The following is a 23,630-nucleotide window of genomic DNA, read 5'->3' as shown; positions in this document are numbered from 1 at the left end:
TCGGCCACGGAAACGATATATCGCCCTTCAACCCCGCAACATATACGTTTCGTATTCCAATGACATGAATTTGCGGTCCAGCACCTTCACGGCTGCCACCACCACGACCAGCAACGCCAGCGCAAATCCATAGCCGTAGAAATCCGGCCCGAGCCTGAGCGTGATACCGGTGAAGAGTCCATTCAGCACGACGAATGCGCCCGTGAGCCGCAGCACCATACGCCGTCCGTCGAGATAAAAGAACACGTTGAGCAGACCGAGCAGCAACACCTGCAGACTCGCCGACACCACGTCGACGACAAGCAGCGGCATATACAGTGGCGAAATGCCGAGCGAGCCGAGCACGCGCTCACCGAAGGCGATGATCAGCAGCAGCACGACCGCCTGCACTTTGATAATTTCATACAGGCCGGCCCGCACGCTGCCCACCATCATGTCGCGCATTTCGTTGATATGGCGCAGCGTCGCGCCGCTGCGCACGGCGTCGTAGAAGGCGTCGTAGTACTCGACGAAATCCGCCTCGATGCGCACGAGGAACGTCGCCATGCCGGGCATCACGCACACGTAGGCGATAAAAATCGGAATGTCGTAAATCACCGACGCGTTCAGCGGTCCGATCACGTGCGTGCCCGTGCCCGGCGCGTACCAGAACATGAACTTGTCGAGCCACACGCCGATATTGAATAGCAGACCGACGAGCGCGAGGCTCGGATAGGCGAAGCGCCGCTCGAACACTTCGAATGAAACGAAACGCTCGCTGCGGTAGTTACGATAAATCAGACCCGACAGACCGGCGAGCAGCACGATGTGCCCCGCCACGAAGCCGCCGAGCAGGCCGACCAGTCCATAGCCGTTCAACGCGAGCGCGAGGCACACCACGCATGCATAGCCGATCGCGAACACCATCAGTATCTGCCGGTACTGCTTCACGCTTGATAGAAAGATCACGGCGATCCAGATATTGCTGACCACCACGAAGCCCGTAATCATCAGCAAACGGTAGATCAGCGGCTCCTCGCGAAAGCCCACCAGCATCGCGACCAGCGCGACCACGCTCGCCAGCACCGACGACACCAGCACCACGCCGTTATAGTTAGACAGCACAAGGTCGTCGCGCTTTTCGAACAGCCGGTCGGAAATGAAGCGCGTGAACGACAGTTGTAGCGGCCCGGTCAGAATCAGGCTGAGCGCGATCAGATACGTGACCGACACCTGAAACTGCACGATCGCGAAACTCGGAATTACCGAGGTCAGACTGATCAGCCCGATGATCAGGATGCCGAAGATCGACAGGATCAACGGTCCCGAACTGATCAGGCCCGCGTAGGCGTAAGCGCGCGCCGCGCCCACCAGCGTGTCGCGGCGCATGATTTTGCGTAATTCGAAGCCGATACCCGCCATCAGCGTGTCTCCTGCGATTGAACGGGCTGCGCCGAACTCGCGTGCGGCTCCGCCTTTGCTTGGGTGCCGTGATGCATCGGGCAACGCGCCGCATCGGCGGCCGTATAGTTGCGCTCGCGATCCGGCATGGCGGCGAGACGCTCATACAGCGTGCGATAGCTGTCGATCATCTGCTTCCTGGTGTAATAGCGGCGCACGCGCGCGAGGCCGGCCTGTTGCGCGGCCTGCCAGCGGGTTTCGTCGGCGAGCAGCGACAGCACGGCTTGCGCGAAGGCCGCCGGATCGGCGAGTTGAACCACCATGCCCGCCGAGCCGAGCGCGCGATCTTCGTCGTCCGCGCCTTCGATCAGTTGACGGCACGAGCCCACGTCCGTCGTGATGGCCGGCACGCCGGCCGCGAAACCTTCCAGCACCACCAGCGGCAGCGCCTCGCTGATCGAGGTCAGCGCGATCACGTCGATCTGCGGCATCATGTCGTCGATGCGCTGGAAGCCGAGGAATTTCACATTGCGGCTCAAGCCGAGACTCTCCACGAGCGCGCGGCACTCGAGCGCGTAAGCGGGATCTTCCTCTTCCGGCCCGATGATCCAGCCTTCGAGATCCGGCATGGTGCGCGACGCAATGAAGATCGCGCGAACGAAGGTCTTGATGTCCTTGATCGGCACCACGCGGCCGATCAACGCGACCACGCGGTGCGAGCGCGGCTTGCGTTCGGCTATCAGCGGCGCGAGCGCGTCGACGTCGATGCCGTTCGGAATGCATTGCGTGCGCTCGGCGCGCGCGCCGTCCGTGATCTGGCGCTGACGGTTCGCTTCGTACAGCGCGACGATATCGTCAGCAGCGTCGTACGCGAGCTTGCCGATCGCTTCGAAGAAACGCACCCACAGTTCGCGGAAATAGCTGACGCGAGAAATATCGCGTTCGAACACGCCGCGGTTGTCGCGAATCCACTGGCTCTGCAACAGGTCGATCTTGCGCTCTTTCGTGTAGATGCCGTGCTCGGAAATCAGCAGCGGACGGCCCGTGCGGTAGTGCATCAACGCGCCGAGAAAGCCGCCGTATCCCGTCGATACCGTGTGATAGACCTTCGCCGGCAACAGCTTCTCCGCGACGCGCGCGAGCTGCCACAGCGGCTTGTGCATGATGCGCACGGTCCAGAAGTAATCGGTGAACGACGGATCGGTACAGTACTTCTGATATTGATCGACGATCGTGTCCCAGGCCGCGCGGCTCGACAGGAACTGCTCTTCGTTCAGCGCGCCATTCGCCCCGAGCATCGGAATCATGCTCGCCATCAGAGCGCCGACATCCAGCCCGCTGCGCGGATCGCGCAAGGCGTCGTGCAAACTCTGCGAGCGCGCGAACGCCGCGGTGTCGCCGGCGACGGCACGCGGCTGAAAATCCGCCACGACCTGCTCGTACAGGAAGTGCGTTTCAATATGCACCACGTTGTCCGGCAGCGCATACGCGGCGCCGTTGTAGTCCTGTTCCCGGCTGCCGATGAACACAATCGCGAAGCGGGTCTCCGGGTAGGAGCGGATCATTTCATTGACCCAGCTCGACACGCCGCCACGCACGAACGGGAACGTGCCTTCGAGCAGCAGGCAGACATCGGCATCGGCGGCACGGCGGATCGGGAGTTCTTTCATCATGACCAGTACTTCACAACCGGTTTGAGTGTGGGCAACGCGGCCGCATTGCCCAGCGATGCGAGAAGCTGCTTGACGCGAGCGTAGTCGCCGCGCAGGAAGTCGGCTTCCGCGAGCCACGGCACCAGCCGTTCGCGCGGGAAACCGAGTGCGAGCGCCTGGCCAATGTATTCATGCGCGGCATTGGGCAAGCCGTTCGCCAGCGCCAGACGGCCGCGAATCAGCCACAGCGCGGCATCGCTTGGATCGGTTTCGAGCGCCGCTTGCGCGTAGCGGTCGGCCTGTTGCAACGTATGGCGGTAAACCGCGCCTTGCACCAGGTTCTGATACACGAGTTCGAAGTACAACTCGGCGAGCAGGCGGTTGAGCGCGCGGCGCTCGGCGTCGTTATCGGCCGCTTCCAGCGCTTTGCTGGTGCGGAAGATCTTCTGCATGATCTCGTTTTCGGCGTGATCCAGCGTGCCGTAAGCGATCAGGCGAATGTCTTCGAGCGGATCGGCAAGCAACTCGCGCAGCAACGTGCCCGTGGTGCGGGTAGGCATGTTCTGGATCGCCACCAGCGCGGACAGCCGGTCGGTAGGCGACACCTGAGTGTTGGCGAGGCGCGCCTGCAGACGCGCGCCGCCGCCGTGCGACACGCGCGACACCAGGTAAGTGACGAATTCCGGGCGCGGCACATCGGCGAGTTGATCGCTCTCCTTGCTGCCCGGAAAGAGCGCCGCCCACACGCAACTGATCAGCACCACTAGGCCGCCGAACAGCGGCACCACGGTGCAGGCGAGCCACAGGAACAGCAACGTAACGCCGCGCGGCTCGCGGTAATTCAACGGCAGCCACGAGCGGAACGCGACTGCCTCCGCGAGTCCCGCCAACGCCTGCAACGCGAAAAAGCGCAGCAGCGGATCGAGCGCGCCGGCCGGTTGCAGCAGGCTCGCGATCGCCAGATATTGCACGATCACGGCCACCACGGCCGCGAGCGCGCCGACGATGAGAGAAAGGGTCTTAGACATCGAGGCCGCTTCGTTGAGAAGACGCATCAGCGCCGCGCCCGGCTCGTCGCCCTCGAGGTGGAGCGTATGAACGCCGACGCGCGCGCGTTCCAGGTCGGTTGTTGAACTGGGCCGTCAGGCTGGCTTCGATCCGCGCGAGATAACCGTCGATGCCGGTCGTGTCGGTGGCCGGCATCAGATTCACCAGCACCGACTGCTTCGCGGTCTGCACCGGCCACATCACGTCGAGTGAACGGCGGCGGCGCATGACGTGCTCGAACAGCGAGTCGCCCTCTTCATCGCGCGGAAACGCGAGCGCCACGAGCGACGACGCCACGCCCGCCTTCTGCTGAAGACGCGTGAGGCGGCTCAGGTCGAGTGCGAATTCATACGGGCAGTTCGGCACGCGGTCGAGAATGCGCTGTACGAATGCGGAATGCTCGACGCCGTCCGCGTAATAGCCGAGCAGCACCAGCAGCAATTGCAGGTTGTCGAAGTTGAGCGACAGGAACGGCATGCGCTTGACGACGAGCAGCGCGCGCAGTTCACCGTCCGCCGATACGAGCGGCGCGCACACCAGGTACTGGCTGACCGCCACTACCGTGTCTTCGTTCTTCAGATGCGCGACGCTCAGCGTGTTCAACGCATGCGTGACGAGTTCGTCGTGCACGGCGAGTTCGAACGGGTCGCCGATCCGCGCGATGGCCAGCGCGCCGAGCTTGCCGTGATGCACCGGATACAATGCCGCGACTTCAATCTGGCAGGCTTGCGCGACAAATTCGAGCAGACCGCTCGCGCCGCTGAGCGGATCGCCGCCCGGCGGATCGTTTTCCTTGCCCGCGGCCGGCACGGCGAGTGCCGTATCCGTGGCGACCGACAGACGGCGCAACTCGGTAATCGAATCGCGCAACGTGGTCGGACGCGACAACAAATCCTTTTCGAGCCGCTCGTGCGAGAGCCGCATCAGATAGTGACTGTTGGTCAGCGCGACGAGACGGTCGTTCAGGTAATCGTTCAGTGAGGACGCGCGCTCGGCGCGGCTACCCCACGTATCGCCGAAGTGCCCGGCGAGAATCGTCTGGATCAAACCGCCCGCGAAATACAGTGTGGGGAACGGGCCGCCGTGCGGATAAAAGAGCGCCCACGCGCCGAGCATCAACGCTCCGCTCAGCAGGCCGAGCAGGCTGCCGTAGCGCAAGGCCACCAGCAGCGACGCCAGCCACAGCCACGGAAAACCATTGTGCAGCAGCAACGGGTCTTCAGGATGAAGCCAGCGGGCCACGGCCAATACGGCCAGCACGAGCACGACAGTCTCCACGATCGCGAACGGCCGCGCCACCGCGGGCGCCAGAAAGCGGCGCACGCGTCCGAGATTGCCGAACGGATGCGCATGGCGCGGCTTCGAGGCGCCTGGGTTGTTTTCCACGGCTGCGGTATTCACGGCCATTTCCTTTTCACATGTCGGGTTGCGGCTGGCGGCCCGCACTTCGGGCGCAAACAGGCAACCTTGGGGATATGCTTATCGATGCTTTTACTGACGCGCTTGCAACGGCGCCAGAACCTTGGCGATCAGCGAGGTCGCCACGCTCGACAGACCCGAGCGGCTCCAGCCCGTACGCGTGCCCGTCGCGCTCCACACCACGGCGCCGTTCGACACGTCGATCAGTTCGAACGTGACGCCGACCACCGGCTCGCCGTCCACGCCCGTTTTGTAGCGCCATTCCTCGACCGCGCCGGACAGCACATAGCGGGCGTTCTGCGAACGCGCCCATTCGAGCGCCTTGTCGCTGTCGGCGCGCTGCGTCGTGTCGAACAGCGAGTTGCGGTTCGAATCGGCCGGCGCGATGCGCACATCGGCGATCCCGCCCGCGCGCAGCGTGTTGGCCGCGATCGACTCGGCGCTGTGACCGGCATCCGGCGTTTCAGTGTAGTTGGCGATCGACACCACCGCCACCTTGTCGCCGCGCGCGAGCGCGGGGCCCGAAGTCTGGCGCACCGTGCCGCAGGCGCTCACCATCAGGGCCAGCGCGGCTGCCGCGACACACCAAGCGCTCGTACGAGCCGATCGTTTAATGCCGTACATGAAGAATTCTCCTTGGGATAACTATGCGAAATCCGGTTCAATAAAACCAGCTATAGCGCGCGCCGATCTGGGTCACCGGCGTGCCGAGACGCGAGACGCGCTGATGCGAGAAAAAGAGTGCCGCGTGATCGCCGCCGAACACGGTGCCCGCGAGGCCCAGACTGATCGACGGTCCCCAACCCTGGAACGAGTCGTGCAGCACGCCGACGTCGAGAAACGGCCGCCATGCGCGCGTGTACTGGTCGATCAGATCGTTGCCGAAACCGAAGAACGCCCCGTATTGCGAGTACGTCTGCGGGACGAAGGTCGATGCATCGACCGGCCCGGCGCTCGCCGGAATCAGCCGCGAAATCAGACCGTCGGCGGAGCCGCTCGCACCGTAGTCGCCATGCGTGCCGATCAGACGCACCGTAAAGTCCGGATAGTTCGTGCGGATCCGATAACCGATCTCACCCGTCGAGAGCACGCCGCTGCCGAGGTAGTTGCGCGCCTGGCTATAGAAACGATCGGCTTCGACCATGCCCGTCGCATACAGATGCTGCGTCGCGCGATACGTGATCGTGCCGACCACGTTGTCCTTCATGCCGCCGACCAGTAGTGCCTGCGATTCGCGTGCCGTCTGATTGCGGCCCGCTTTCAGCGCGATCGACAGCGGCGAGTTCCTGCCCCACTCCGCGCCCACCGACACGCTATAAAAACTGTCGAGTGCTTCGCGGCGGCCGGCGGTCACCATGAAGGCGGTGTCGTACGTTTGACGGCGCGCGTAAAATTCCACCGAACGATCCACCGAAGGCACGTTGGTCAGTTGCGACTCATCCGTCGAGTGCTGAAAGCGTTGGACACCGTTCACGCCGACCATGTAGAGATCGGCGACCTTGATGCTGCCCGCCAACGTCTGCTCGATATAGTCGAGCGGATGTTCAACGAAGCTGGTCACGGTCGCGTCGAGCGATTGCGGCCAGGTCAGCGCGGTTTGCTGCAGGCGGCTGTGCAACTCCGAATCGTAGGGCGCACCTTCCAGACCCTGAAACGCGAGGTTTTCCGCCGCGCCCGGACGATCCACCGCGATCGAAGCATCGATACGGTTGTAGAGCGGCAAGCGTGCGCCTTGCTGGTCGAGCAGACGCTCCATCGCGGGCTTGTCGTTTTCAGCGAGCGCGATCGCGATCAACTGTTCCGAAGGCTGCATCAGCACGTCGGCGTACTGGCGAGCCAGCCAGCGCTTCGCCAGCGGACTCGCTTCATGCGACATCGCCCAGGCGAGCGCCACGTCGCGCGCCACCGACGAAGTCAATTGCGCCTGATCCAGCGACTTCGCCGCCGCTTGCGTCTTCACGGGCTGCGCGGGCGGCAGGCCGGCCGCGTCGCCGAGCAATGTGCGGCGGGCTTCGGCGTTGTCGTTGCGGCCCGCGTCGCTCGCGAGCAGATCGATCAGAAAAGCCTTCGACACGTCCGCGTTTTCGAAGATCGACGCGAGCGTGACGCGGCGGCCGAGCATCTGCTCACGCACTTCGCCGCCCTCCGAGGCGCGCGTGCGAAGCACGATCTGGCCTTGCGCGCTGTTGGCGCGAACCTCGGCCTCTTCCTGCTGCATCTGGCGCCAGACGTTGCGGCGGATCGACCAGGCGAGATCGCTGCGCCCCGCCATTTCCTGCGCCTCGGCGTAGGCGAGTTGCCACAACGGATCGCGCGACATCGAGGCCGCCTGCAGGCGCAGATACTTGAGCGCCGCTTCCGGCCGGTTCAAACGCATCTGCGCGGCGGCGAGCGGCCCCCACAAAACGGGCGCCTGCGCGGGCGCATCGCGCCATTCGGCGACCGCCTCGCGCAACTGCGCTTCGCTGCCGTAGTCCACCAGCGTCCAGAGCAGTGCGGCGCGCAAGTCGAGCGTCGCGCCGGGCAGCGACACAGCGTGCTGCAAATCGTGCAGCGCGTCGAGCGGACGATCGATCTCGCGATAGTATTCGGCCCGCACGCGCAGGAATGCCGGGTCGGCTTCGCCAGCCGCCAATTGTTCGGGCGTCAGGCTCTTTAGCAAAGCGTCGACGCGGTCGTATTGCCCGGCATCGGTGTAATAGTGAATCGCGCTCTGCAGCGCGCGCTGCGAGTGATCGCGGCGGAACTGCAGCTCGGACGTACGCGCCGCGTCCACCGGATAGGCGTCGTAGAAGTAAGTCATCGCGCTCAGATCCTCAGGCGCCGCCTGGCCGCTTGCCAGCAAATGCTTGTAGGCGTCGTTCGCGATGTCGTCACGCTGCAGCAGGCGCGCGAGCTGCGCGGCGTTGCGCCAGAACAGCACGTCGTCGTCCTTGGCGCCGCGGCGCGCGGCGAGCAGCGTGTCGAGCGCGCCCTTGTAGTCGCCGTGACGATACAGAAGGCTCGCCGTGCGCAGCGCGTATTGCGTGTTCGACGGATAAAGCTGGTTCAGCTTGCGGTAGTACGCCAGCGCTTCGTCGTCGTGACCCGAGCGCTCGGCGAGCTGACCCAGACGCGCGTCGATCGCTTGCGCCGGCGAATTGCGTTGGCGGCCGCGCAGGAATGCCAGCGCGTCGTCAGGACGGCCGAGGCGTTCGTAAGCTGCGACTACGGAGTCGAGCAGCTTCAGGTCGCCGGGCGAAGCATTCGATGCCTGGATCAACGCGGCCAGATAGGCGTTGTCGTCGTTGAGCATCGGCGCGAGGCGCATCACGTTTTTCCAGCCTTCGGGGTCGTGCGTGGCTTGAGCGTAAGCGAGCCACATCTGCAAGGCGAGCGGCGACGCGTGATTCCATTCGGCGACCTGAGCGAGGCGCCTGGTCCAGACCGGCGAACCCGGGTTCTTGCTGACCTGCTCCGCCGCCACGCGCTGAGCGTTCGGCAGATCGCTCGATTCGAGGAACGACTGATAGAGGAGGCCCGGCACGTCGTTGGAAGCGGCGGAGTTCGACGCGGCGGGCGGTGCAGCCGCGGGTTTCGCCGACGCCGGCCCGGCGATGGACGCCGCGACGCGCACGACATCCACCGCGCGCGAGCCATGGGTACTCGCGCGCATGGCAAAACCGCCCCGAACTTGCGGACCATCCATATAGGCGTACTGCCCCTGCGCGCCCTCTTCACTTGCACGCTCGCGGATAAAGCCGACGAGCCGCAGCGCGCCGTCCTCTTCAGGCTGAGCCTGCGCATAGCCGGCCAGCGCCTTCGCGTAACGGTCCACGAGATCCGGACGATGCGCCGCGCGCGCCAGATTCAGCAGCACCACGAGCGTATCGCGATCGTGCGTGAATTCAGAACCGTGTTGATCCGCGGCAGCAAGCGCGTCATCGAGCAGACTGCCCGACTGCAAGGCCTTGATGCCTTCGATAAAGCACTGACGTCTCGCATCGAACGTCGCCGCGCTGGCTTGCAAACGGAACCAGCCGTTCGCCGCGCCGCGATAGTCGCCGCCATACATGGCAAAGCGCACGACTTCGCGGTTCCAGCGCGTTTGCTGCGCGGAGTCCTGTACAGCGAGGCGAGCATAGAGCTGCCCGGCGAGTTGCTGCGCATTCACCGACGCAGCCGCCTCAGCCAGCATCTGCAAATCGGCATTCGACCACGTCAGCGCAGCCGCATTCGTGAGCTGCGTGCGCAAACGGCCGAGCGCGGCCTCGCGGCCCGGATCGTTGGCGGGCAGCGCGAACGTCTCGCGCGTGTCGACGGTCAGACGAAGCAACTGCGCCGCGCGGCGCAGGCGATCGTCCGGAATCGCCTCCATGCGGGCAGCAATACGGCGCGCGTCCTCATTGCGGCCCAGACGCACGTACTGCGTGCCGAGCACCGAGAGGATTTCCGGGTTGCCAGGCTGCACGCGCAGCCATGCTTCCAGATACGCGATGCTGAGATCGCTCGGCGCGTCGGTCGACGTCATCCGGCTGCGCAGACCGCCGCGCGGATGCACGAGATAGAGCGTGATCAACACGACGCCCGCGAGCAGCAGGACGAGCCACGTGGGCGCGATGCGAGGGCGTTTATCGACCACAAGCGACCTCGATCGACTGGTAGTTCAATTTGGATCCGACGTTAGCCCGCGTATCGAAACGCAGGAATTCGCCTTCGCGACGCGTGGCGACAGCCTGCCTGTCGACGCTGACCTTGCACTGCTGCGCGTTGGCCAGCTTGACGAATGGCTGGTAGTGACCGGCGAACTCGAAACGCATGCCCTGTGCCGTGCGCTGGAAATTGCGCACGAAACCGTTGGCTTCGCCGATATACGGCGCCGCGTTCGCGACAGCGCCGATCGCAAAGCGGGCGCTGCCGCCGTCGATATGGACATAGGTGCCGTCGGGGCCTGTTGCAAAACCGGTCACGCCCGATGCGCCGGCCAGCACCGGTTTGGTTGCTTGCGGCCAGTGCAATTCGCGCACCTCGCCATTACCGCGCACGAGCCACTCGCCGGCTTGCGGACCCACTTCTTTCGCCACCGCGAACGTGTGCCAGTCGAGCACCTTGCGGATGTACTCGCTCACGTAGACCGGCATGACCGGCTGCTTGAGCACCGTCGAAAAGATCTGGTCGAGCGCGCGCAGCGAGGCCACTTTGGTGCCGCTATACATGTGGTAGTAGATGTCGATCGGCTTGAAGCGCAGCGGCTTGTCGGTCATCGAGAAGGTTTCGAGCACGCGCGTGAAGCCATAGAACGGCCCCTGCCAGTCGTTCGTATAAACGTTCTCGTCCTGATTCGGCGCATACACCTGATAAGCGCCCGGCCCCTTGTCCACGCCGATCGGCGCGATATTGGTCCAACTGTTGGCTGATCGGGTGATGACCGTGTCGCCGCCGTTGAAGTTGTAGACCCCGGCTTCGTACACCTTGCGCACGACGAAACCCGGCGGACGGCAGTCGCCCGACCATTGCAACAGCACGGTCTTCTTTCCGGGCGGCGCCAGGCGCGTGTTGATGTAGTCGATCGAACCGGTGATCTCGCGGTCGATATTGAAGTGATACCCCGGAATGTTCAGCGAGAACGCCGCGTCGCCGCCTCCGCGATCCACCTGTGCGCCGGTCTTGCCGTCCACCTGCTCCCACTGGAACGGATGCGAGTACGTGTGCGTGCCGATTTCGACGTTCGGCAGCGCGAACATCTTGCGCGCGATCTCTTCGAGACGCGGCGAGATATCCGGATGCAGCCCCTTGGGACCCACTTCGCCTTCGATCACCGAGAGCGTCATCGGCACCTGATAGCGGGTGAAGATCTGCTGGTATAGCGCTTCGCCGGAATAGTCGGGGCCGGGGAATTCGGCGCGCGAGGCGAAGCCGTCGCCGTCCACGTGGGACATGAGCAGACGCTGGCCGTTTTCAGTCGTGACGCTCGGCGACGGCATGTCCTGCAAATGCAGTGCGGCTTTCATGAACGCCATGGGCTGGATCGCCCAGCGTTCCTGCTCGATGCTGTCGAGCGAAGCCACCGTGTACGGACTGAGCGCGTAGCCGCCCCACGGTGTGAGCGCGACCTGATCGACCAGCACGCCGTTGGCCGAAACACGCAGCAACGACTGGCTGCGCGAGCCCACGCGCACGCCTTGCAGATCGCGCGGTTCGGGCTTCGGGCTGATTTCGAAGCCGACCATCGGGTCGCTCTTGACCACCGTGACCGGCGCGGCCAGCGTGCCGCCCACGGCTTGCAGATCGAGCGCCGCGCCTGCCGAACCGGCCGCGTCGAAACCGAACGCGCCGAGGAAGGCGACAGGCACGTGATCCGCCATGCGAGCCGCGACCCAGCGTTGCCACGCCTCGGGATCCGGCACCGCGCCGCGCTGGATCCACGCGACGACACCGGCGTAACGGTCCGGCGTAATGGCGTCGGGCAGACGCGACGAGAAGTCGGCGTACTCGACGTCGTAACCCATATAGTTGAGCGGCGTGGCCAGATCGCGCACGCCGGCGCTCAGGTCGAGCGGATCTTTGGTATCGCGGTCCTGCACGACGAGAATCTTGCGCGGCAGGACCTCGATCTTGCCGATGCCGACCACGTCGCGTGCCGTGCTCGTCACGTAAGGCAGCATGCCGGCCGACACGACGCGCGCGGCGGTCTCGCGGGCGCATTCGCGGTCGTTGCGCGCGCAATATTCCACGGACACCACCGGCACACCGCTTTGTTGCGTGAACGCGCGTGCATCCGCAATGCGTTGTGCGCGCAACGCTTCCGGGACTTCCAGAAGCTGGCCGCTGTCGTTGATACCGCGCACCAGCGAATCGCCGACTACCGCATAGAGCGACTGCGCCACTGGCAGCGCATTGCGCATGACGTCGGCGCCAGCCGCTACGAGGCGCGCGTCTGGATGAGCTTGATGAATGCGGCCGGCTGCGGCCACAGCCACGGGCGTGTCGAGCAGAAAGCCACGATAGCCGCGCTGCCACAACGGCTCGATCTGACTGGAGAGGAACGCCTCGGCCGAACCGGCGGACTCGGCGCCACTGGTGCGCGCGATCCACGTGGTGTGCGCCAGCGGATGAGCCGCCGGTTCGAAACCCGTGGCGGGGTCGACCACGACGGCGTCGAATGCTTGCAATTCGCCGACAGGCGGATTGGCTGCATAGAAGAAAGCGAGGTTCGGTTGAGACGCGGCGGAGTGAGCCGCCGCAGCGGACTGCAACGGTGCAGCTTCAGCCTGCGTCGCTGCTTGAGTCACCGCGTGTGCAGCAAGCGGTGCAATACCGGCCGCGCCAAGCACTACCGCAATCAAGGTTCGCGTAAGAAATCTTTCGCCCGCACGTTCGACAACCCCGCAAGAGTCCCCGCCGGCGCATGCCCGGGTCCGCTTCTTCATCGCCAAAATCTTTTCCCCGTTCAGTCTGAACGCGAGCGGCGTTCTCCCTATGGGGAGAAAGTTTCCGCTTGCGGATTTTCTAGCCGGCCCGTCGGCATTATTTACATCGCGCAAAAGTAGCGTTGCGGCGGATGCGATACCGACTTTTTGTTTGTTTACTGGTAAGGCGGTGGAAGATATCACATGACATGGGGTGTCTCAAGCTCGCTTACGCCGTTGCGTGAATCCCGATAGTTAAATAAAGGCAAATGCATCCGCTTGAATTCAAAGGCAAACGATTGCGCGCCTCTGCGAGCCGAATAGTAATGACGGCGCTGCCTGAAATTAATTCGTCAAGCGAATCGGCGACGTGTTGGAAAATCGCCGCAGAGTGTTCCGATCATGCTCGTCGGCGCTAATTCTTCCGATCATTAAATTACAAACACGCGCTGCGGTATTTTTCAAATCGCCCAAATTTTTTTAAGGCCTGTCTAACACGTGCATATGACCGCTCGCCGCCTCGCGGTCGACACCGCACCCAGCAATAAGTACCGAAATGCGTAGACAGAAATTAATTTTCCGATATCCTTCTCGGGCATTCGATTCGAATGCTGCGAATAAATAAATCGGCCCCCTAAAGAAAATTCAGGGGATGCCGTAAGCGCAGTTTGGGCAAACCCGGAGCGATCCGGCGACGCAAAACTACAGGGACTCCCTCGCGGGAGTTTGCCAGTTGCCCGCCGTATCCACGGCGGGCCAATCGACAGCGGTGACCACACCGCGTCAGGAGGCTACATGCTGGACAATCGGGGAATGGGTGCAGTTGCGTTTGTGGCTTCGGAATCGGCGGAAGCAATCCGTCTTTTGGGCCGCACAGGTAGAAGTCTGAAACGGGCCGGACTGATCGCGGGCCTGCTAGTTGTGGGTTGCCTGAACGGCACCGCCTTCGCGGCCACCACGACGACCACGACAACCACCAGTCTCGTCGTACCTTCCTACTTCAATGCCACCAGCAGCGTCGCGAACTGGAACAGTCTCGTGACCTCGGCGCGCAAGGTGCCGACCACGGCCATCCTGAATCCCAACAGCGGCCCTGGCGCCAAGGAAGATCCCAACTACGCGGCGGCCGCCGCCAAGCTTCGCGCCGCCGGCGGCAAGGTGCTGGGCTATATCTCCACCTCGTACGGCAAGCGCTCGCTTTCCGCGGTCGTGACCGACATCAACGCCTACGTCGCGATGTATAAGGTGGACGGCTTCTTCATCGACGAGATGACGTCCGACAGCCAGATGTCGCACATTCAGTTCTATCAGTCGATCTACAACTACATCAAAGGATTGAACGCCACCTACTCGGTGACGGCCAATCCGGGCACCAACATTCCCGAGCTTTACGCGAGCTTGCCGACGGCCGACCAGTTCGTCGTATTCGAAAGTACCGCGAAGAGCTACGCGAAATATCAGCCGATGAGCTGGCAGGCCGCCTATCCGAAGAGCCGCTTCGTGCACATGGTGTACGGCGCGACCGCTGCCCAGTTGCCGGGTGTTGTGCAATACGCGAAGACGCATGGCGCGGGCGGCGTGTATGTCACGTCGCTCGCCGGCGGCAATCCGTATAAGGCATTACCGCCCTACTGGAACGATGAAGTCACAGGCGCCGCCGCGCGTTGATGAGCTGACTTATATCGACATCGATATGACGTCTGCAGCGGCCGGCGTGGCCGGCCGCTGCAGTTCGTGAACGACGCAGCCGCCGCGTCGTGATCGTGACCAGAACACACCCATCCGTTCCGACAACCGCAGAACGTACTCGCGGTATAGCGGATCGCTTTCCACCTGATCGGGTTATCTCCGCCGCCGCGACAGATCAGCCTTGACGCCGTGCATCACGCGACCGGGCAGAAACGCGACGCTGCCGCCACCATGCGCGCGGTCTCCCTCTGGCGCGTTCGGTCTGGGCACACCTATTGCTCTATTCCGCTCGCCGGCAAATAACCCGTCAAAGCACGCAGTGCCCACAACGAGTCGCCGTTTTCCATTTAATCCAGCAATCCATCGGTGGGAGGCCCCATGCTTCGATACGCTGCAATCTTCTTCATCATCGCGATCATCGCCGCGGTATTCGGCTTTGGCGGCATTGCCGCAGGCGCGACTGAAATCGCCAAGGTCCTGTTCTTCATCTTCGTGGTGATCTTCCTCGTTACCTTGCTGATGGGCGTGATGCGACGCTGATGAACGCGTCGACTGTCTAGGTTGAGTCACACTTGCCCCGGCGCGCAAACCGGCACTCCGTTGCAATACTTGCCGTACCGTATTGCAATTGTTGCTGACCGCGCCGGGGTTCTCACTTCAGGCTAGCCCTGCATTCAAACGTTTTCACCCAGCATTGCACTGCACCACTTCCTCGTTTTCTTTATCGCTTCGTTGGACCTTCCTTGTCTTCACGCCGCGCGCGCAATCGGCGCACGCGCACTCAACCGATGCGACCAGTTAGCGAGCGTACGCGTCGCCACCGACGGCTTGCTCAGGATCGCACTGTCGTAATTCTTGCCATCGAAGCGTACGAAATCGATGATGCGAAACCCCTGCCCACGATAAAACGCAATCAGATGCGCGGCCGGTTGCGGCGTATCGAGAGCAAGCTCCGCATAACCGCGCGTCGCGGCCCAATGATCGGCGAAGGCAATCAGCAACGTACCGATACCGCGCGCCTGCCACGCGGGCCCAACCGCGAACTGTCGCACGCTCGCGATACCGTCGCGCCGGTATAGCTCGCACGCCGATCCAGGATCTGCCGCGTAGAGGGTCATCGTACCGACGATGCGCCCGTCGCACACCGCCACGTAGCAATCGCCGCGCGTTGCGCGCAGGCGTGTCGTCTCGACGGTCTGATCCACGCACGTGCAATTGAGGCCCATCGCGCCGAGCGGTGTGAAGGCCCGATGCAACAGCGCCGTCAATGCGACGAACGAATCGCGAGCCGGATCGAAGCGGCGCAATTCGACACGGCCCACGCCGTGATACACGTAGTCGATACGAACGGATTGTTGCTTCGCTGCACGTCGCTTCACGTTGAGCACCTCGCGGTATCAAGATGCCCGAAGTGTAGATTTCGCGTGGGTGCGTCTCAAGAAAAAATGTCGTAAAAACTCACATGAGAGCCGCTGCGGACGCGTTAGCTTAAGGCCGGCGCAAGCTGTGGTTCGCCTTCGCGCAGACCGAGATGCAATTCCTCGCAGAGGAACGTTTGCAAGGTTTGCACGGCGGCCGCCTGCGCGCCGGAAACCTCGCGCATGAAGAGACCGAAGTCCGCGGTGGGCGCGTCGGGCAAACCGTCGGCCTGGCCGAGCACGCGCATGGACTCCGAGCGAATGTTGCCGTCGAGCAGCACGGACACACCGAGCCCGGCTTCAACCGCGGATTGCACGGCCGGCAGACTCGTGCTCGTGCACACGATGCGCCACGCGATCCCCGCGCGCCGCAACGCCGTCAACACCTGCTGCTGCCACAGGCACGCGTCGCCGAAGGCCACTACCGGCAACGCCGCCTGCGCGTCGCGGTTGAAGCCGCGCGCGCCGACCCAGAAGAGCGGCTGCTTCCACGTGAGATGCGGCGCCGCGTCGACCAGCGCCGGATCGCCGACCACTACATCGAGGCTGCCATCCGCGAGCCGGTTCGACAGCGCCGCACTGCTGTCGACGACGATCTCCAACGCCACTTGCGGATAAGCAATCGAAAAGCGCCGCAACGCTCGCGGCAATCGGCCGACCGCAATGTCCTCCAGCATGCCGAGCCGCACGGTGCCGGACACCTGCCCCGCGCTCAACGCGCGGCGCGCATCGGCGCCCGCGCCGAGTATCGTGTGGGCATAGGGCAACAGCAGATGTCCCGCTTCGGTGAGTTGCACACCGCGCGGCGAGCGGTCGAGCAAGCGCTGCCCGAGTTCGTCTTCGAGCCGGCGCAGTTGCATGCTCACCGCGGCCTGGGTGCGCGCGAGGCGCGTCGCCGCCACGCCCACCGCGCCCGTCTCCGCCACGGTGACAAAGGCGCGCAGCAGGCTGCTGTCGAGATCTCGGGTCATAAAGGTTCTTGAAGTCGGCATAAGAAATATCAACTTATCTTAATACCGCGAGCACCGATAAGATAGCAATGACGAACCCCGAACGAACGCCAACTCGCCGACAACCATGCAGGACACTACTCTCCAACCCGCGTTGAATCCCGCGCAAACCAGCGTGAAACCATCCCGCAGCGCGGCCGGTGCGGCCCTGCTGTGCGTGCTGTCAATGTCGTGCGTGCAGTTCGGCGCCGCACTTTCCGCGCCGACGATGGCCACGTACGGTTCACTCAGCACCACCTGGCTGCGCCTGTGCTGGGCTGCATTGGTGCTCGCCTTGCTGGTGCGTCCGCGCTTGCTGAGTTATTCGCGCGCGCACTGGACTGCCGCCGGCGTGCTCGGTGCCGCGATGGCGGGCATGACGCTGTGCTTTTTCGCGGCGCTTCAGCGCATTCCCTTAGGACTCGCGGTCGCGATCGACTTTCTTGGGCCGCTCGCCGTCGCGACCTTCGCCGTGCGCCGCGCCCGCGCACTGCTCTGGCCCGCGCTGGCAATCGTCGGCGTGATCCTGCTCTCGCGCGATCGCGCCGGCTGGATCGGCGAACCGCTCGGCGTGCTGCTCGCTTGCGGCGCGGCGCTCGGCTGGGGCAGCTATATCGTGTTGATGAAGAAGACCGGCACCCTGTTCGCGGGACTCGAAGGACTGTCCGTGTCGCTGATCGCGGCGGCGCTCGTGGCCACGCCATTCGGATTGGCGCAAAGCGGTCTGCACGTGGCGGCGGCCCAGGTCATGGCGACAGCCGGCCTCGCGCTGCTGGTCCCGCTGCTGCCGTACGCACTGGAAATGGTGGCGTTGCGGCACATGCCGGCCGCTTCATTCGGCATCCTGATGAGCGTCGAGCCGGCGATCGGCGCATTGGCCGGCTTCGTCGTACTGCATCAGCCGATGGGGATTCTGCAGATCATGGGCACGCTGCTGGTGGTGACCGCAAGCGTCGGCGCCGTGATGGTGGCGCGCTGAAATCCGCGGCACGGTCGTGTGCGCACCCCGGCGCACACCTCGGCGCGCAAGACCGTGCGCCTGGCTCAGGCGATGTTTTCCGCTTCGTAAAGACGCCGGCCCGCGGCATCCTTCGCGCCAAGGGTCGGCTCGAAATCGATCGGCCACTCGATGCCGATGTCGGGATCGCGCCACAGAATGCAGCGCTCCAGTTCGGGAAACCAGTATTCCGTGGTCTTCCACAAACACTCGGCGATACTGGAGAGCACCACGAAACCGTGCGCGAAGCCGGGAGGCACCCAGATTTGCCGGTAATTGGACGCGCTCAGATACTCCCCGCACCACTTGCCGAAATTCGGCGAATTGAGCCGCACGTCGACGGCGACGGCGAACACTTCGCCCACCACGACCCGCATGAGCCGGCCCTGAGGGCGTTGCACCTGGTAGTGCAAGCCCCGCAACACGCCACGCACCGCACGCGAATGCCGGTCCTGCACCCATTGAAAAGCTTGCGAGACGTCGTCGGTAAACTCGTCCGCGCTAAAGCTCTCGAAGCAGAAGCCGAACTCGTCGCAAAACACCTCGGGCTCGATGAGTTTCACCTCCGGCAATGTCGTTGCGATCACCTTGTTGCCCATTGCCGCTGTGCTCGTAAGAAGCCTGACCGGCGAAAACGCTGCCGCCACGACGGAGAACGCGTCCACGTGTCGTAAGGCGCCCCGCCGCCGGCTCGGGCGCCTGCATGATGTTACGCCTCGCTCGCCACGCGGCTGCGCGCGCGATATTCGGTTGGAGACAGCGCCATGCGCTTGCGGAAAATCTTCGCGAGACGATCGCCGTTGCCCGTACCGCTGCGCCGCGCGATCTTGTCGACAGGCAGTTCAGTCTCGGTGAGGAAGTTACAGGCAATGCGCAAGCGAACCTGCAGCAGATAGTCCGACGGCGTGACCTGCATTTCATGCTTGAAACGCCGCAGGAAATTGCGCTCGCTCATCGCCGCGACCTGCGCGGCGTCCGCCACCGAAACCGGACGGTCGCAGTTGGCCTCCATCCAGCGCGCTGCAGCGCGGATCTTCTCGGCCACGCTGAGCGTGCCGCCCTCCGCGGGTAGCGGCACCCAGGTGGCAGCCATGCCGGGCATCACGCGGTCGGCGACGCTGCGGGCAAGCTCCGCACCGAGATCGCGTTTGATAAACATGAGCGCGCTGCGGGCACAGTCGTTACGGTCATTAGACGCGTTGAGCGCGGACTCGCCCGTGACACTGCTGAGATAGCGGTTCACCTGCGGTCCGTCGCTATCCGTCGGGCCGGCCGCTTCCAGCACGAGCCGTCCTTCACCGATCGTTTCGATCGCACGCGTGCGCGATTGCACCGCGCGCAGCCAGCCAAGCACCCGCTCGTCGCGCGCGGCCACATGCGCGCCGTAGCCGCCCGCGATGAACAGCACGTCGAAACCGCTGGCGAAGCGCGCGTCGATACGGTCCGTCCAGATGCGCGCGGAACAAGAACTGGCGACGCTGCCGCCGTCCATGGAAAGGAATTGCACTTCGTAAGGCTGCTCTTCACCGGCGCGCGAACCCGAGAGTTCGTTCGCCGTCTGGAACATCTCCACCACCGTGCCTGGGCCGAGCAGCCAGAAGCCGTCGAACAGCAACACGCCGATGCGCCGCGTCGCACTACGCACGTTCAGCGTCGGCGTATGTAACCAGGTGATCCTCGCAGTATCAAGGTGCATGTGCGGCATGATATTTCCCCAAACTGTCGTACATTGTGGACCCCGATCGCCGTTAGCCGCCGTTATGACGGAATGATTATTGCCAGCGGAAATCGCAGCTGGCCGCTTAACGGATTAAGCGTGATGGTAGCGGAATGGATCGCTAGAGTAAATTTGAAAAACAAATTACTGTCGAGAAATAGAATGTATGAAGAAAACCGTTATCTCGCGTTTGATATGACAACGGCGCGATGAGTCTGCGCCGCAGCCGCGCACACCCGGCGCTCCCGGCAGCTCGCCGCCAAATCGTTGCCAGCAAGGCTTTCCAGGCACTGACGGAGCGCGTGCCGGGGCGCCGCAACGCATCCGGATTATGACCTGCGTATGGCAAAGCGGCATCCAAAAGTGTTTCAAACTTGAAATACAAACCTCGCAAATAATGACCATTCAATAGCCGATTTATTCGCAAATCGGGAATTTATTGGCCACCGGGTGCAATCGGCCTGCATTTAACGAATCGATCGCTATTAATCGTTTATAAACGCGTTTTTCGAACGTCCGAAAATGTTTCTATATTGAAACATTGGCGGTTTCATACGTATGAACAATTCGTGCTTGCAGTGCACAATAACTATAAACATCGGAGGATTGAAGGCTTGTCGCGCCCGAAAAATCAGGCGCGTTTGAAGTTGCGCGGCCGCCGCGTGACGGCGCCGGCCAGCGCACCACGCCGGTCACGATGCAGCTATCCGAACGCTCAGGCCGTCGGCGACTCGTCGAGCGACTCGCGTTCGATCCCGGTCGCGGCACGGCGGCCCTGCCGCTCGGCGCGCCTGCGATGCAATGCCGCCAGCCGCCGCCGTCCGTGCGTGAGCGAAGCGACCGCATGGAACGCGACCGGCGCGAACACCAGCCCGAACAGCGTGGCAGCCAGCACCCCGCCGAAGACGCCCGTGCCGATCGAGCGGCGGCTTTCGGCACCCGCGCCGCTCGACACCACGAGCGGCACGACGCCCAGCAGAAACGCCGCCGAGGTCATCACGATCGGCCGGAACCGGGCGCCCGCGGCCTCGGTCACCGCACGCGTCAACGGCACGCCGCCCTGGTACAGATCGCGGGCGAATTGCACGATCAGAATCGCGTTCTTCGCCGCGAGGCCGATCACCGTGATCATGCCGACCTTGAAGTACACATCGTTAGGCATGCCACGCAACAGCACCGCCGCAACCGCGCCGATCACGCCGAGCGGCACGACCATCAGCACGGCAAGCGGAATCGTCCAGCTTTCATAGAGCGCGGCCAGCGCCATGAACACCGCCAGCAACGACAGGCCGATCAACAGCGGCGTGAGTCTCGCGGCCGCGGTTTCCTCGCGTGCCGCATCGACCCAGTCATAGCTCACGCCGACCGGCAGGGAAGCCGCAAGCCGCTCCAGCTCCGCCATGGCCGCGCCGGAACTGTAGCCTGGCGCCGCGTGGCCGCTCACGTCGAGCGACGGGTAGCCGTTGTAGCGCGTCAGCATCACCGGGCCGATCGTCCACTGACGCGTTGCGATAGCCGAGAGCGGCACCATGCCGCCCGTTGAGTTGGGCACGGCGAGCGCGAGCAAATCCTCTTCGGTCATGCGCGCGGCGGCGTCGGCGGCGATCATGACGCGGCGCATGCGGCCGCCGGCCGGGAAATCGTCGATATAGGTCGAGCCGAAAGTGCTGCCCAGCACGTCCGCGATGCGGTCGAACGACACGCCGAGCGCATAAGCCTTCGCGCGATCGACGATAAGCTCGACGCGCGGCGCGTCAGGCAGATCCTCGGAGTGCACCGAAGCCAGCACCGGACTCGCCTTGGCCTGCGTGAATAGTTGCTCGCGCGCGGCCTTGAGCGCGTCGAGCCCCACGCCGCCGCGATCCTCGAGGCGGAACACGAACCCGTCCGAATGCCCGAGTCCCGGCACCGAAGGCGGCAATTGAGCCTCGACGCTACCGTCCAGAATCTGGTCGAACTTTGCATTGAGCCGGTCGCGCAGGGCCAGTGCATCGATATCGCGCTTGCCCCAGTCCTTGAGTTCGACGAATCCCATCGCCACGTTCTGACCACTGCCCGAAAAGCTCCAGCCGATCACACTCGTGACGTTCGCGATTGCGGGCTCGGCATGGAGAATGTTTTCCGCGCGTTGCACCACGGCCAGCGTGCGCGCCTGGGTGGCGCCGGCGGGCAATTGAATCATGACCTGCAACTGGCCTTCGTCCTCGCTTGGCAGGAAACCGCCGGGCATCTGCCAGTAGAGCACGCCGCACACGCCGACCAGCACCGCGTAGATGGCCAGCATGGGGCCGATACGGCGCAACGTGCGCGCGGTCAACCCGCGATAACCACGCGCGGCGCGATCGAAGCCGGACGTGAAACGGCTCGCCGCGCGCGCCGCGAAACCGCGAATGCCGCGGCGCGCGTCGCGTTGACGCACCGATTGCGTGTGCGCCTTCAGCAGATTCGCGCACAACGCGGGCGTCAGCGACAAGGCCATGAACGACGACACCAGCATCGACGCGATCATCGCCACCGCGAATTGGCGGTAGATTCCGCCGACGCCGCCGGGAAAGAACGCCATCGGCACGAACACCGCCGTCAACACCGCCGTCACGCCGACAATCGCGCCGCCGATCTGCGACATGGCTTTGCGCGTGGCCTCGCGTGGCGGCAAGCCCTCTTCTTCCATCACGCGATGCACGCTCTCCACCACCACGATCGCGTCGTCGACCAGAATGCCGATGGCGAGCACGAGGCCGAACATCGTGAACACGTTGATCGACAGACCGCACGCATACATGGCGAGAAACGCGCCCATCAGCGTGACCGGAATCACGACGGTCGGCACCAGCGTATAGCGCAGATCGCGCAGAAATAGCCACATCACGAAGAACACCAGCACGACCGCTTCCGCGAGCGTGACGAGCACCTCGTGAATGGCGATCTTCACGAAGTGCGCGTTGTCGAACGGGATTTCGACGGCGACGCCCGAAGGCAGGCCTTTCGCCAGCTCGGCAAGCCGTGCGCGAATCGCATTCGACGTTTCGAGCGCGTTACCGCGCGGCCCGAGTTGAATCCCGACCGTTGCAGCAGCCTTGCCATTCAGGCGCGAATAGTACGAGTAGTTGTCACGCCCAAGTTCGACGCGCGCGACATCGCGCAGGCGCACAGCCGAGCCGTCCGGCCGCGCCTTCAGCACGATCTGGCCGAATTCGGCCGGCGAGATCAACTGGCCTTTCACGTTCACCGAGGCGGTCAATTGCTGGCCCGGCACGAACGGCGCGTCGCCGAGCGTGCCCGCCGTCACGGTCGCATTCTGCGCAGCGATGGCGGCGTTGACTTCGGCGGCGCCGAGGCCGTATTCGCGCAGCTTCATCGGATCGAGCCAGATGCGCAGCGCTTCGTCGGCGTCCCAGAGTTGGGCTGAGCCCACGCCGGGCGCGCGCTTCAACTCGCGCAACACGTAGCGGCTCAGATAGTCGCTCAATTGCACGGAGTCGCGCGTGCCGTCAGTGGAACTCAGCGCGACCAGCATCAGGAACGTGTTGGCCGCCTTGAACACGCTGATGCCCTGCTGCACCACCTGCTGCGGCAAACGCGGCTCGACCTGCTTGAGCCGGTTCTGGATGTCGACCAGCGCGAGATCCGGATTGGTGCCGGGCGCGAAGGTCGCGTCGATTTCGAGTTCGCCCAGGTTGTCGCTGGTCGTTTGGTAGTACAGCATATTGTCGGCGCCATCGAGACTCTCCTCGATGATGCTGCCGACGCTCTCGTCCACGACTTCAGTCGACGCCCCCGGATACATGGCGGATATCACGATGCGCGGCGGCGCAAGGCGCGGATACTGCGCCACCGGCAGTTGCGGAATAGCCAGCGCGCCCGCCACGACAATGGCGAGCGCGACGATCCATGCGAAGACCGGGCGGTCGATGAAGAAAAATGGCACTCAATG

At 63.8% G+C, this 23,630-nt stretch carries 14 protein-coding genes, 1 pseudogene and 1 riboswitch; of the genes and pseudogenes, 3 read left to right on the top strand and 12 right to left on the bottom strand.

Features of this window, described 5'->3' with window-relative positions:
- Positions 1-27 precede the first annotated feature (27 nt).
- From pelG to B0G80_RS00425, 7 genes and pseudogenes are all read right to left on the bottom strand, one after another.
- Complete coding sequence (gene pelG, locus B0G80_RS00455; protein WP_116116519.1) at positions 28-1,401, bottom strand: exopolysaccharide Pel transporter PelG; 1,374 nt, start codon at positions 1,399-1,401, stop codon at positions 28-30.
- Entirely contained in the window at positions 1,401-3,053 is a 1,653-nt protein-coding gene (pelF, locus tag B0G80_RS00450) for a GT4 family glycosyltransferase PelF (protein WP_116116517.1), read from the bottom strand. Before pelF ends, pelG begins: the two co-directional genes overlap by 1 nt.
- The gene (locus B0G80_RS00445; RefSeq protein WP_116116516.1) at positions 3,050-4,060 is read right to left on the bottom strand and encodes a hypothetical protein; all 1,011 of its coding nucleotides are present in this window, start codon (positions 4,058-4,060) and stop codon (positions 3,050-3,052) included. Before B0G80_RS00445 ends, pelF begins: the two co-directional genes overlap by 4 nt.
- Positions 4,053-5,480: pseudogene (locus B0G80_RS00440) on the bottom strand (PelD GGDEF domain-containing protein). Before B0G80_RS00440 ends, B0G80_RS00445 begins: the two are co-directional and overlap by 8 nt.
- Positions 5,481-5,570: 90 nt before the next feature.
- On the bottom strand, positions 5,571-6,122 hold the full coding sequence (locus B0G80_RS00435) for a penicillin-binding protein activator LpoB (protein WP_116116513.1): 552 nt from the start codon (positions 6,120-6,122) through the stop codon (positions 5,571-5,573).
- 37 nt (positions 6,123-6,159) lie between these two features.
- Complete coding sequence (locus B0G80_RS00430) at positions 6,160-10,119, bottom strand: tetratricopeptide repeat protein (protein WP_116116511.1); 3,960 nt, start codon at positions 10,117-10,119, stop codon at positions 6,160-6,162.
- The gene (locus tag B0G80_RS00425) at positions 10,109-12,907 is read right to left on the bottom strand and encodes a sugar ABC transporter (protein ID WP_116116509.1); all 2,799 of its coding nucleotides are present in this window, start codon (positions 12,905-12,907) and stop codon (positions 10,109-10,111) included. Before B0G80_RS00425 ends, B0G80_RS00430 begins: the two co-directional genes overlap by 11 nt.
- 640 nt (positions 12,908-13,547) lie before the next feature.
- A riboswitch (cyclic di-GMP riboswitch) is annotated at positions 13,548-13,627 on the top strand.
- Between the two features lie 54 nt (positions 13,628-13,681).
- Between B0G80_RS00425 and B0G80_RS00420 the strand changes: the two genes are divergently transcribed.
- Both B0G80_RS00420 and B0G80_RS00415 read left to right on the top strand, forming a co-directional pair.
- On the top strand, positions 13,682-14,554 hold the full coding sequence (locus B0G80_RS00420) for a spherulation-specific family 4 protein (protein WP_116116508.1): 873 nt from the start codon (positions 13,682-13,684) through the stop codon (positions 14,552-14,554).
- A gap of 399 nt (positions 14,555-14,953) precedes the next feature.
- On the top strand, positions 14,954-15,115 hold the full coding sequence (locus B0G80_RS00415) for a DUF1328 domain-containing protein (protein WP_007182451.1): 162 nt from the start codon (positions 14,954-14,956) through the stop codon (positions 15,113-15,115).
- Between the two features lie 209 nt (positions 15,116-15,324).
- Here B0G80_RS00415 and B0G80_RS00410 read toward each other — a convergent pair whose 3' ends face one another.
- On the bottom strand, positions 15,325-15,954 hold the full coding sequence (locus B0G80_RS00410) for a GNAT family N-acetyltransferase (RefSeq protein WP_116119455.1): 630 nt from the start codon (positions 15,952-15,954) through the stop codon (positions 15,325-15,327).
- 104 nt (positions 15,955-16,058) lie between these two features.
- Entirely contained in the window at positions 16,059-16,964 is a 906-nt protein-coding gene (locus B0G80_RS00405; RefSeq protein WP_116116506.1) for a LysR substrate-binding domain-containing protein, read from the bottom strand.
- Between the two features lie 106 nt (positions 16,965-17,070).
- On the opposite strand from B0G80_RS00405, the gene B0G80_RS00400 reads away from it, so the two are divergent.
- A complete protein-coding gene (locus tag B0G80_RS00400) occupies positions 17,071-17,961 on the top strand; it encodes a DMT family transporter (RefSeq protein ID WP_116116504.1) in 891 nt (296 codons plus the stop codon).
- Between the two features lie 65 nt (positions 17,962-18,026).
- On the opposite strand, the gene rfbC is transcribed toward B0G80_RS00400, so the two are convergent.
- The 3 genes from rfbC to B0G80_RS00385 form a co-directional block, all read right to left on the bottom strand.
- Positions 18,027-18,578 carry a dTDP-4-dehydrorhamnose 3,5-epimerase gene (rfbC, locus tag B0G80_RS00395; protein ID WP_116116503.1) on the bottom strand — a complete coding sequence of 184 codons (552 nt, stop codon included), beginning with the start codon at positions 18,576-18,578 and terminating at the stop codon, positions 18,027-18,029.
- A gap of 110 nt (positions 18,579-18,688) precedes the next feature.
- Positions 18,689-19,684 (bottom strand): GlxA family transcriptional regulator, encoded by a 996-nt coding sequence (locus B0G80_RS00390; RefSeq protein WP_116116501.1) that lies wholly within the window; start codon positions 19,682-19,684, stop codon positions 18,689-18,691.
- A gap of 727 nt (positions 19,685-20,411) precedes the next feature.
- Entirely contained in the window at positions 20,412-23,624 is a 3,213-nt protein-coding gene (locus B0G80_RS00385) for a multidrug efflux RND transporter permease subunit (protein ID WP_116116499.1), read from the bottom strand.
- Positions 23,625-23,630: the final 6 nt, after the last annotated feature.

Origin of the sequence: Paraburkholderia sp. BL6669N2 (assembly GCF_003387275.1) — a bacterium.
GTDB lineage: Bacteria > Pseudomonadota > Gammaproteobacteria > Burkholderiales > Burkholderiaceae > Paraburkholderia.
Note: the sequence above shows the minus strand (reverse complement) of the source record. Positions and strands in the feature narration are given on the sequence as shown.